The 11,938-nt window shown below is 73.3% G+C and carries 7 protein-coding genes and 2 tRNA genes; 8 read left to right on the top strand and 1 reads right to left on the bottom strand.

The features are described 5' to 3' along the window. The gene (locus tag OG871_RS16955; RefSeq protein WP_371497628.1) at nucleotides 1-1,263 is read right to left on the bottom strand and encodes a hydrolase; all 1,263 of its coding nucleotides are present in this window, start codon (nucleotides 1,261-1,263) and stop codon (nucleotides 1-3) included. 295 nt (nucleotides 1,264-1,558) lie between these two features. On the opposite strand from OG871_RS16955, the gene OG871_RS16950 reads away from it, so the two are divergent. From OG871_RS16950 to OG871_RS16915, 8 genes are all read left to right on the top strand, one after another. After that, nucleotides 1,559-1,631, top strand: a tRNA-Thr gene (locus OG871_RS16950). A gap of 44 nt (nucleotides 1,632-1,675) precedes the next feature. Continuing rightward, nucleotides 1,676-1,748, top strand: a tRNA-Met gene (locus OG871_RS16945). An 82-nt stretch (nucleotides 1,749-1,830) separates the two neighbouring features. Next, entirely contained in the window at nucleotides 1,831-1,995 is a 165-nt protein-coding gene (rpmG, locus tag OG871_RS16940; RefSeq protein WP_004571794.1) for a 50S ribosomal protein L33, read from the top strand. Nucleotides 1,996-2,079: 84 nt separating this feature from the next. Further along, on the top strand, nucleotides 2,080-2,538 hold the full coding sequence (locus OG871_RS16935; protein ID WP_371497627.1) for a MaoC family dehydratase N-terminal domain-containing protein: 459 nt from the start codon (nucleotides 2,080-2,082) through the stop codon (nucleotides 2,536-2,538). A 4-nt stretch (nucleotides 2,539-2,542) separates the two neighbouring features. Beyond that, a complete protein-coding gene (locus tag OG871_RS16930) occupies nucleotides 2,543-2,965 on the top strand; it encodes a MaoC family dehydratase (protein ID WP_371497626.1) in 423 nt (140 codons plus the stop codon). Nucleotides 2,966-3,783: 818 nt separating this feature from the next. Beyond that, the gene (locus tag OG871_RS16925; RefSeq protein ID WP_371497624.1) at nucleotides 3,784-4,065 is read left to right on the top strand and encodes an acyl carrier protein; all 282 of its coding nucleotides are present in this window, start codon (nucleotides 3,784-3,786) and stop codon (nucleotides 4,063-4,065) included. Nucleotides 4,066-4,090: 25 nt separating this feature from the next. Beyond that, complete coding sequence (locus OG871_RS16920; protein ID WP_371497623.1) at nucleotides 4,091-4,945, top strand: alpha/beta fold hydrolase; 855 nt, start codon at nucleotides 4,091-4,093, stop codon at nucleotides 4,943-4,945. A gap of 91 nt (nucleotides 4,946-5,036) precedes the next feature. Next, on the top strand, nucleotides 5,037-11,918 hold the full coding sequence (locus tag OG871_RS16915) for an SDR family NAD(P)-dependent oxidoreductase (protein ID WP_371497621.1): 6,882 nt from the start codon (nucleotides 5,037-5,039) through the stop codon (nucleotides 11,916-11,918). Nucleotides 11,919-11,938 lie beyond the last annotated feature (20 nt).

Here is an 11,938-nt window from a genome sequence, read left to right as displayed (position 1 = left end):
TCAGCCGGGGTTGGTCTGCCGGGGCAGGGCGAGCGCGACGGTGTCCGCGAACTCCCGTACGGCGCTGGTCCGGCTGACCACCCGGCCGCTGTGCACCACGAGGCGACTGTGGCCGCCGGCCAGCGCTCCGGGGAGGCTGTCGCCACGGACCGCGAGCAGTTCGGCGGGGAACCCCGCGTCCACCCGGACGGCCGGCAGCCCGAGGGCGACCCGGGCCTGGCCGCTGACCGCGTCGTACGCGGCCTCGGGGCTGAGCAGCCCGGTGGCCGCCAGCAGGTAGGCGGCCTCCAGCGGGTCGGCCCGGCCGACCGGGTTGGCGAGGTCGCGCAGTCCGCCGCTGCCGGCCGCCAGCGGCACCCGGGCCTCGATCAACTCCATTGCCAGGGACGGGCGCAGGCCGGTCGGCGGGCCCTCCAGGCCGAGGCAGCCGCCGCTCTGCGGCAGGCAGACCGCACGGATGCCGGCACCGGCCAGCACGGCCACGCCGCCGGAGGGCAGGGCGCTGCACGGGCCGAGCACGACCCGGGGGCGCAGTGGTGCCAGCACCCCGGCGATACGGGCGAGTTGGGTGAGGTCCCGGCCGGTGGTGTGCAGGTCGACCGGGCAGTCCGCCTCCCGGGCGGCCTCCAGCAGGGCCTGCGCGTATCCGACCGGGTCGGGGTCGAGCTCCGGGCAGCCGCCGGCGGCGGTGGCGCCGAGTTTCAGCGCCTCGCGGAGCTGGGCCCGGCCGTCGGCGCCGGCCCGCCCGGTGAGCAGGCGTGGCATGGCGACGGCCTGCAGGTCGGCCAGGCCGCGCAGGGCCTGGCGGGCGGTGAGCACCGCCTCCAGCCGGCCGAGGCCGTGCAGGTCGCCGATCCGGACGTGGGTGCGCTGGGCGGTGGCCCCGTAGCCGAGTGAGGTGAGCGCGGCCTCGGTGACCCGGCGGGCGAGGTCGGCGGGTTCCTCCGGGGGCGGGCCGGGCAGGGCCGCGGTGAAGGCGGCGTCGTAGTGGCCGTGCGGTTCGGCCGGGGCGGGGAGCAGCAGGTAGCCGCTGAGGTCGATCCGGGCGCCGGTGGTCACGGCGGGCCGGCCGGGGGCCGCGGGCAGGGGCCCGAGGCTGCCCGCGGCGCCGACGGCCTGGATCCGGTCGCCGCTGATCCGGACGTCCACCACCCGCCGGTCGGCCAGCCGGGCGTTGGTGAGCAGCAGGACGGGGCCGTGGCCGAGCGGGTTGGCGGACGGGCCGGGGTGCGGCCCCTCGGCTGGTGCGCTGTCCGCGCTCATCGGCCGGCTCCTCACTCTCCGGGGCCGTTCGGCCCCAGGCGCTCGACCCGGGGTGCTCTCGGGCGTTCGGGGCGCCCCGGGAACCGCATGATCACTGCCGGTCGAGCCTAGGCCGCCGGGGGGCGGGAGGCTCGGAGGCGGGCATAAGTCGTATCGGGTCAAGCCGCCGGTGGCGTGACCTCCTCGAACGCGCGTGTCCCGAGAGAGCGTCAGTACGCCCGCGCCGACCTGCGGTCTTCCGCCCCGGATACGGATTTCACCTCTGGCCGCGAACCGTGTAATCTCTTCCTCGTTCGCCCCTATAGCTCAGTCGGTAGAGCGTCTCCATGGTAAGGAGAAGGTCTGCGGTTCGATTCCGCATGGGGGCTCTGGTGAAAGGCCTCTCCACCCCGGTGGGGAGTCTGATCATCAAAGCGGTGTAGCTCAGTTGGTAGAGCAAGCGGCTCATAATCGCTGTGTCACCGGTTCAAGTCCGGTCACCGCTACTCCGCGTAGTCGATCGGGGGTACTGCTCCCGATCGGCTACTCTTGTCGTGTTCTTATTCGTTGTCCCAGGAAGGCACTCCCGTGGCTGCCACTGACGTCCGCCCGAAGATCACGCTGGCCTGCGTGGAGTGCAAGGAGCGGAACTACATCACCAAGAAGAACCGGCGTAACGACCCGGACCGTCTTGAGATGAAGAAGCACTGCCCGCGTTGCAACGCGCACACCGCGCACCGCGAGACCCGCTGACTTTGCACTGACTCCAGGCCGCACCCCGTACGGGGCGCGGCCTGGAGTCGTTTCTGTGTAACGACACATTCAGAGGAGTAGCTCATGCCGCTCGATCCCTCCTTCATCGGGCGGACGTATCCGCCCACCGAGCCCTACGAGGTCGGCCGGGAGAAGATCCGTGAGTTCGCCGAGGCGATCGGGGACGCCAACCCCGCGTACACCGACCCGGAGGCGGCCAAGGCGTTCGGCCACCCGGATGTGATCGCGCCCCCGACCTTCCCGTTCGTCCTCACCTACAGCGCGGCCGCGCAGGTGGTGAACGACCCGGAGCTGGGTCTGGACTACAGCCGGGTGGTGCACGGCGACCAGAAGTTCAGCTACACCCGCCCGGTGCGGGCCGGTGACCGGCTGGCGGTGACGGTGTCCATCGAGGCGATCAAGTCGCTGGCCGGCAACGACGTGCTGACGGTCCGTGGCGAGGTGCACGACGCGTCCGGCGAGCACGTGGTGACGTCGGTCATGTCGCTGGTGTCCCGGGCCGCCGACGAGGAGGGGAAGTAGCGCGATGGGGATCAACTTCGACCAGGTCGAGGTCGGCACCGAGCTGCCGGCGCAGTCGTTCAAGGTGACGCGCGCCACGCTGGTGCGGTACGCCGGCGCCTCGGGCGACTTCAACCCGATCCACTGGAACGAGAAGTTCGCGAAGGAGGTCGGGCTTCCCGACGTCATCGCGCACGGCATGTTCACCATGGCGGAGGCCGTCCGGGTGGTCACCGACTGGGTCGGTGACCCGGGTGCGGTGGTCGACTACGGCGTGCGGTTCACCAGGCCGGTGCCCGTGCCGAACGACGAGGACGGCTCGGTGATCGAGGTCTCGGGCAAGGTCGCCGCACTGCTGGACGACCGCAGGGTGCGGGTGGATCTGCTGGCGACGTTCGCGGGCCAGAAGGTGCTCGGTATGTCGCGCGCTGTGGTCCAACTGGGCTGATCCGGGCGGTCGGGCGGACCCGGTGTGCGGGTCCGCCCGGCCACCGGGGGGACGCCGGTGGGCCGCGGACATGGCAGTCCTCGTTCCGTGTTCATGGGCCGGCGGTGCAGGGAGGGTGTTGCCGGGCAGGTCAACGGATAGCTGGGGTGACCATATCCACCGCCCGAGCGAGGCGGCAAGCAGCCGTCCGAGCTTTAACTCCGAGTTCACATCGGCCTGTTCACGCGCGTAGAACAGCCCCGCGTACGCCCCGGCGCACTCTGTCGCCGAAAGTGCGCCCGGTGTGCACCAGACGTTCGAACGTCATCCTCCGTTTGGGGTCGGACGGGCCGGTGCGCTCTGATCGTCGCAGGTCGACGTTGCTTTCCGTGACCATCGCCGGGGCAACGGGCCAAAGATACGGCTACCGTGCGTTCGTGCCACGCCCCCGGTGATTCACTATCGGTTGGTTGCAGGCTCAACCGGAACTCGCGTACGGTCCTGCCCCGTAACGAGGTGCATCCGGTGCCCCGTGTCGAACGCCATCACTCACACACTCCGCCGGCCGGGCAGGTCGAGGCGGTCCGTCGTTCCGTCGGCAGTGCCGCGGGGTGACGGGCGTGCGGTGCCGCAACCACCGCGCCAAGAGCAGATGTTGATTGTTGACCAACGAATCCTGAGGCCCTGGCCGAGCCATGCCCCGATGCGCCCGCATCCGGGGCCGCGGCGCCGTGACGGCTCCCCGGGGACCTTAGCAGCGCACGGTCGCTGCTGACAGGAGTTCTCAGAGGCATCCCGACCGGCCCGGCTCGGGCCGACTCATCCCTGGAGGACCAACTGTGGCTCTGATCAAAGCAGTTGACGCTCAGAACTGGCTGATCGAGAAGATCGCGCACCGGCTCGGGGCGGAACCGTCCGAGGTGTCGCCGGAACAGTACTTCGACGAACTCGACCTGGACTCGACCGAGGCGCTGATCCTGGCCGGCGAGATGGAGAGCTGGCTCGGCTTCGAGCTCGGCACCACCGCGCTCTGGTACCACCCCAGCATCAAGGACCTGGCCGCCCACATCGCGGAGGAGTCCGCCATCCGAGCCGAGGCGCAGCATGCGACCTCGGCGTAGCCAACTCCCGCTCCCCGTCAACCGGTTGAGACAGCCGGCGGCCGGGAGCGGCACGGTCTACCTGGTCCATCCGGGGGCGCTCGCCGCCGGGGTGCACGCCACCCTGGCCGAGGCCCTGCCGGACGGCGCCGGGCTGACCGTGCTCGACCTGTCCGCCCTGCCGGAGTACTGGGAGGCGGCCCTCACCGGCGGCCGGGCCGAGACCACGGTCGAGGCACTGGCCGACCGGCTGCGGGACGAGTTCGACAGCGCGTACGACGGCGGGCCGTACGCGCTGGCGGGCTGGTCCTTCGGCGGCGTGGTCGCGCAGGCCATGGTGCAGCGGCAGGCGCCCCGGCGGCGCCCGGCCCGGCTGGTGCTGCTGGACAGCATCGCTCCGACCGGGGAGTACCAGCAGCCCGACGAGGCACTCGAACCGTCCCTGCTCATCGGGTGGTTCGCGATGTACCTCGGGGCCAAGCGCGGCCGCCCGGTGCGGCCGGACCCGGACCGGCTCGCCACCTGCGGGGTCGAGGACGGCCTCCTGCTGGTGCTCGACGCGGCCGCGGCGAGCGGCGCCCTGGCCGCCGACACCCCGCTGCCCGGGCTGCGCAAGCTGTACGACACCTACGTCGACGGCCTGCTGCGCAACAACCGGCTGACCGCTCCCTACCGGCCGGTGCCGGCCGAGGTGCCGCTGGTGCTGGTGACCGCCGAGCGGAGCCTGATCCCCGGCGACCCGACGCTCGGCTGGACACCGCTCGCGACCCGCGGCCTGGAGGTCCACCGGAGCCCGGGCGACCACTACACGATGCTCACCCGGCCGGACGCCGCCGCGCTGATCGCGCGCCTGGTCCGTCCCGTTCCGGTCCCCACGGGGACCGTCGCAGAGAAGGTCTGACGCAGGCCCCGTCCTCCGCACGGACCCCGGGTCGCCGGCCGCACGGCGGCGGCCCAGGGGGCCGGCCCTCCGAGACCAAGAGAGCCCTGCCGTGAACACCTCGCAGCCCCAGTCCCAGCCCGAACCGACCAGCTCCGACGCCGACTTCGGCCGCCGGCTCGCCGACGAGCCGGTGGCCATCGTCGGCCTCTCCGCGCTCTACCCCAACTCCCGTGACCTCAGAGAGTTCTGGGGCAACGTGGTGGAGGCCGCCGACTGCATCCAGGACGTGCCGAGCACCCACTGGGACGTCGCCGAGCACTACGACCCGGACCCGTCCGCGCCGGACAAGACCTACTCCCGGCGCGGCGGCTTCATCCCGTCCGTCGCGTTCAACCCGATGGAGTTCGGCCTGCCGCCCACCACCCTGGAGGTCACCGACGTCCTCCAGCTGCTCAGCCTGGTGGTCGCGCGCGACGTGCTCAGGAACGCCGGGGCCGAGCAGCCCTGGTACCGGCCCGAGCGCACCGGCGTGATCCTCGGCATCACCGGCGCCAACCAGCTCACCCAGCCGCTCTCGGCGCGCCTGCAGACGCCGGTGCTCAAGGAGGTGGTGCGCAGCTGCGGGCTGACCGAGCGGGACGCCGAGGAGATCGCGGAGAAGTTCAAGCTCGCCTTCGCGCCCTGGGAGGAGAACTCCTTCCCCGGCATGCTCGGCAACGTGGTGGCCGGGCGGATCGCCAACCGGCTGGACCTCGGCGGGACCAACATGACGATCGACGCGGCCTGCGCCAGCTCGCTCGCCGCGACCAAGGCGGCGGTCAGCGAGCTGCTGGAGGGCCGGGCCGACACCATGCTGGCCGGCGGCTGCGACGCCGAGAACACCATCTTCATGTACCTCTGCTTCAGCAAGACGCCCGCCTTCTCCAAGGTGGGCCGGATCCGTCCGTTCGACAAGGACGCGGACGGCACGCTGATCGGCGAGGGCATCGGCATGCTGGCGCTGCGCCGACTGGCCGACGCCGAGCGGGACGGCAACGAGATCTACGCCGTCATCCGCGGCATCGGCTCCTCCAGCGACGGGCGGTTCAAGTCCATCTACGCCCCGCGCAAGGAGGGCCAGATGGTCGCTCTGCGGCGCGCGTACGAGGACGCGCGCTGCACGCCGGACACGGTCGAGCTGTTCGAGGCGCACGGGACCGGGACGGCGGTCGGCGACGCCACCGAGCTGTCCGCGCTGGCGGCGGTGGTCTCCGAGACCACCGACCAGCGGCAGTACGCGGCCGTCGGCAGCGTGAAGTCGCAGATCGGGCACACCAAGGCGGCCGCCGGCGCGGCCGGCATGATCAAGCTGGCGCTGGCCCTGCACCACAAGGTGCTGCCGCCCACCATCAACGTCGACGAGCCCAACCCGGCGATCGACTTCGAGGCCGGCCCGTTCTACGTGAACACCGAGAGCCGCCCGTGGATCAAGGATCCGCAGCGGTCCGAGCGCCGCGCCGCGATCTCCTCCTTCGGCTTCGGCGGCACCAACTTCCACTTCGTGCTCCAGGAGCACGGCGAGGGCGAGGACCTCAAGGTGATGTTCCCGGTCGCCCGGGTGCACCTGTGGCACGCCCCCGACACAGCCGCGCTGACGGTGCTGGTCGCCGAGGGCGCCGAGCCGGTCGAGGGCCCGGTACCGGCCGGGCACGCGCGGCTTGCGCTGGTCGCCGCCGGCGCCGCCGACCTGGCCGAGCTGCGCGCGCTGGCCGTCCAGGAGCTGCGGGCCAAGCCGTCGGCGCAGGACTGGGCGCACCCGAAGGGGGTGTGGTTCCGCCGCGCGGAGGCCGAGACCGGCCGGGTGGGTGCGCTGTTCGCCGGGCAGGGCAGTCAGTACGTCAACCCCGGCCACCGCGCCGTGCTCGCACTGCCGCCGCTGCGGGCCGCGTTCGACCAGGCCAACCGGCAGTTCGAGGGCGTCGAGCCGCTCTCCCGGATCGCCTTCCCCGCGCCGGCCTTCGACGACGCCGGCTGCCGGGAGCAGGAGGAGTCGCTGCGCCGCACCGCGTACGCGCAGCCCGCGATCGGCGCCCTGTCGGTGGGCCAGTACCGGTACCTGGCCGGGCTCGGCTTCGCCGCCGACGGCCATCTCGGCCACAGCTTCGGCGAGTTGACCGCGCTGTGGGCGTCCGGCGCGCTGGCCGACCAGGACTACTTCGCGCTGGCCCGGGCCCGCGGCGCAGCGATGGCCCCGCCGGCCGACCCGTCCTTCGACGCCGGGGCGATGGCGGCGGTCGGCGCGAGCGACCAGCAGCTCGCCGAACTGCTCTCGGCACACCCGGAGTTGGTGGTCTGCAACCGCAACGCGGCCGACCAGGTCGTGCTCGGCGGCGCGACCGCGGCGGTCGAGCGCCTGGTCGCCTCGGCGGCGTCGCACGGCCTGCGGATCAGCCGGCTGCCGGTGTCGGCGGCCTTCCACACGCCGTTCGTGGCGCACGCGGTCGAGGCCTTCCGGGCGGCGGTCGCCCGGGTCGAGGTCCGGGAGCCGCGGCGGCCGGTCTACGCCAACACCCCCGGCGGCGCGTACGGCGCCGACCCGGCCGCCAACGCCTCGCTGCTGGCCGAGCAGCTGATCAACCCGGTGCACTTCGCCGACCGGGTCGAGGAGATGTACGCGGCGGGTTTCCGCACCTTCGTCGAGTTCGGCCCCAAGGGCGTGCTCACCCAGCTCGTCGGCCGCATCCTCGGCGACCGGCCGCACCACGCCGTCCGGCTGGACGGCGGTCCGGGCGCCGACGCCGACCTCGCCCTGAAGCGGGCGGTGGCGCAGCTGGCCGTCCTGGGGCTGCCGCTGTCGGTGGCCGACCGGTACGTGGCGCCGGTGGCCGAGGCCGCGCCGAGCAAGGGGATGACGGTGCTGCTCAACGGCATCAACTACGTCTCCGACGCGCGGAAGGCGGCCTACCGCGACGCTTTGGAGCACGGCTACCGGATCGCCGAGCCGAGGCTGCCGGGGGCGGGGGCGGGGGCGGCCGTACCGGTCGCCGAGGCGCCCACCACCGACGTGGCCGTTTCCCCGGTGCCCGTTTCCCCGGCGCCCGTCGCCGAGGTGCGGCCGACCGTCGTGGCGCCGCCCGCGGTGGTGCTGCCCGCGCCGGTGGCGGCCGAGGCCGTGGCGCCGGCCCCCGCTCACGTACCTGCCCTGCCCGTCGTCCTGGAGAGCGAGACCGTGGACCACGAACACCTTCCCGCACCGGCGTCCGACCGGTTGCCCGAGCTGATCGCCGATCACCTCGCCCTGCACGACGACTACCTCAACGGTCAGCTCCAGAGCGCGGAGCGGCTGACCGGGCTGCTGGAGGACGCCGCAGGCCAGGGCCGGGTCGACGACGTGCTGGCCGGTGTGACGGCGGTCAAGGAGCACGGCCTGGCGATCGGCCGCACGCACCTGCGGGCCAACGAGATCCTGCGTGACCTGGCGGCCCTGGAGCTCGGCTCCGGCGCCGCTGCGCCGGCGGCTCCCGCGCCGGCGGCCCCCGCCGGGCCGGTGGCTCCGCTGCAGGTGGCCCCCGCGGTGGTGGCTCCCGCGCCGGTGGCGGCGGTCGCCCCTGCCGTTCCCGCACCGGTCGCCCCGGCGCCGGCGGCCCTTCCCGCCGCTCCTGTCGCGACTGCCGCTCCCGCGCTTCCCGGTCTGCCTGCGCCGGGGGCTGCGGTGGTGGTGGATGCGGGGGAGGTGTCCGCTGCGCTGTTGGAGGTGGTGGCGCAGAAGACCGGTTATCCGGTGGAGATGCTGGAGTTGGGGATGGATGTCGAGGCGGATCTCGGCATCGATTCGATCAAGCGGGTCGAGATCCTGGGTGTGTTGTCGGAGCGGTTCCCGAGTGACACGCCGGTGGGGCCCGAGCAGTTGGGCGAGCTGCGGACGTTGGGGCAGATCGTCGACTTCATGAGCAGTGTGGCCGTTCCCGGTACGCCTGCCACGCCTGCGCCGGTGGTGGTGGATGCGGGGGAGGTCTCCGCTGCGCTGTTGGAGGTGGTGGCGCAGAAGACCGGTTATCCGGTGGAGATGCTGGAGTTGGGGATGGATGTCGAGGCGGATCTCGGCATCGATTCGATCAAGCGGGTCGAGATTCTGGGTGTGTTGTCGGAGCGGTTCCCGAGTGACACGCCGGTGGGGCCCGAGCAGTTGGGCGAGCTGCGGACGTTGGGGCAGATCGTCGACTTCATGAGCAGTGTGGCCGTTCCCGGTACGCCTGCCACGCCTGCGCCGGTGGTGGTGGATGCGGGGGCGGTGTCCGCTGCGCTGTTGGAGGTGGTGGCGCAGAAGACCGGTTATCCGGTGGAGATGCTGGAGTTGGGGATGGATGTCGAGGCGGATCTCGGCATCGATTCGATCAAGCGGGTCGAGATTCTGGGTGTGTTGTCGGAGCGGTTCCCGAGTGACACGCCGGTGGGGCCCGAGCAGTTGGGCGAGCTGCGGACGTTGGGGCAGATCGTCGACTTCATGGCCGGGGTCTCGGGCGCGACCGCCGCGGCGAGAGCGGAGCCGGAGCCCGAGCGGCCCGCGCCCCCGGCCGCCGCGTCCGCCGCGCCGGCGCACCTTCCGGCGATCGGCCGGGCGCAGGCCGCGTTGGTCGAACTGCCTTCCCCGGACGCCCTGGTGGGCGCGTACCCGGCCGGCGCCGGTGCGCTGCTGGTCGACGACGGCGGGGAGCTGACCCCGTTGCTGGCCGACCGGTTGCGGACGGGCGGCTGGGACGTCCGGGTGCTGCGGCTGCCGTCGGTGGCCCGGACGATCGACGGCGTGGCGGGCTTCGCGCTCTCCGGCTGGGGTGTCACCGAGCTGACCGAACGGATCGAGCAGGCCCTGGAGCGGCCGGTCCGCCTGGTGGTGAACCTCGCGACCCGGCAGGACACCGACTGGGCGGACGGCGTGCGCAGGCTGTCGCACGCCCTGCTGGTGGCCAAGCACGTGGTGGAGCCGCTGACCAAGGAGGCCGACGGCGGGCGGGCCGGATTCCTGACGGTCACCCGGCTGGACGGGGCCTTCGGCCTGACCGGGGTGGCCGAGGAGCTCGTCCCGGCCGGTGGGTTCGGCGGGCTGGTGAAGACGCTGGCCGTCGAGGCGCCGGAGCTGTTCTGCCGCGCGGTGGACCTGGCCCCCGGCCTGGAGCCGCGGGCGGCCGCGGAACTGCTGCTGGCGGAGATCAACGACGCCTCGGCCGAACCGGTCCAGGTGGGCCGTGACGGCCGCCGCCGCGTTGCGCTGACGCTGGCGCAGTCGCCCACCGCGCTCGCCGCGGACCCGGCCGTCCCGGTGGCCGAACTCGGCCCGGAGGACCTGCTGGTGGTCACCGGCGGCGGGCGTGGCATCACCGCCCGCTGCGTGGTCGACCTCGCCGGCGCGTACCGCCCCGGTCTGCTGCTGCTCGGCCGCACGGCCCTCGGCGAGGAGCCCGCCTGGGCCGCGGGTGTCACCGGTGGACCGGAGCTCAAGGCGGCTGCCGCGGCGCACCTGAAGGCGGCGGGGGAGAAGCCCACCCCGAAGCGGGTGGAGCAGCTGTACCAGGCGGTGGTCGGTGAGCGGGAGATCCGGCAGACCCTGGCCGAGCTGCGGGCGGCCGGTTCCACCGCCGAGTACCTGGCGGTGGACATCACCGACGCCGCGGCGACGGCCCGGGCGCTGGCGCCGTACGCGGAGCGGGTCACCGGTCTGGTGCACGGCGCCGGGGTGCTCGCCGACCAGCTGATCGCCAACAAGCGGGCCTCCGAGATCGAGCGGGTGTTCGCGCCCAAGCTGGGCGGGCTGCGGGCGGTGGTGGAGGCGCTGCCGGCCGACCGGCTGCGGCACGTGCTGCTGTTCTCCTCGGTGGCCGGGTTCTTCGGCAACCAGGGGCAGTCGGACTACGCGATGGCCAACGAGGTGCTGAACGCCTGGGCGAGCTCGTTCAAGCGGCGGCACCCGCAGGCCCGGGTCTCCTCGCTCAACTGGGGTGCCTGGGACAGCGGGATGGTCTCGCCGCAGATCAAGGCGGTCTTCCAGGAGCGCGGCATCACGCTGATCCCGGAGCAGACCGGAACCGCCCTGTTCACCGGGCAGTTCGCCGCGCAGCACGGCCACGACACGGTGACCGTGCTCGGCCCGACCACCCCGCTGTCGGTGCGCAGGGCCGCGCCGCCCGCCGCGGTGGTGCTGGAGCGGCCGACGGCCGGGCTGTCCGCCGAGCCGATCGTGACGGACCACCTGATCGGCGGGGTCCCGGTGCTGCCGGCGGCGGTCGCCCTCGGCTGGGCGATCGGCGCGGTCGAGCGGCTCAGCGGCGGCACGGTCCGCCAGGTGCGCGACTTCGCCGTGCACAAGGGCCTGCTGCTGGACGGCAGCGAGCCGGCCCGGCTGCAACTGGCGGCGACGCCGGCGGGCGACCAGGCGACCACCGAGGTGGTGATCCGCTCGGTGGCCGCGGACGGCGCCGTCCGGCCGCACTACGCCGCCGGTGTGGTGCTCGGCGCGGACCCGGCGTCCGAGCTCAACCACCCGACGATGGCGGGCCTGCCGGCGCCCGGGCGGGGCCGGGACGCCACCGGGCTCTACACCGACGGCACGCTCTTCCACGGCCCGGCCCTGCAGGGGGTGCGCCGGGTGCTGGCCGAGGAGGAGGGCCGGCTGGTGCTGGAGTGCTCGCTGACCGAGCCGCGCCCGGCCGGCGGCGCGTACGCGGGACGGCTCTACCGCCCCGGCGCGGCGGACCTGCTGCTCCAGGCCGGCCTGGTCTGGATGCGGCTGTTCCGGTCCACCGCGAGCCTGCCGCTCTCGGTCGCCCGGGCGGAGTTCCACCAGGCGCTGCCGGACCGCGGGACGTTCCTGGCGGTCGTCGAGCCCGGAGCCGTGAACGGGACCTCCGCGAGCCTGACGGTCACCGCGGTCGCCCCGGACGGCCGGGTGCTGGCCCGCCTGACCGGGGTCAGCCTGGTCTCCACCCCGCAGCTGGCCGCCAAGTTCGTCAGCAGCTGACGTACCCGACCCGGTTGGTC

Origin of the sequence: Kitasatospora sp. NBC_00374, from assembly GCF_041434935.1 — a bacterium.
Lineage (GTDB): Bacteria > Actinomycetota > Actinomycetes > Streptomycetales > Streptomycetaceae > Kitasatospora.
Note: the sequence above shows the minus strand (reverse complement) of the source record. Positions and strands in the feature narration are given on the sequence as shown.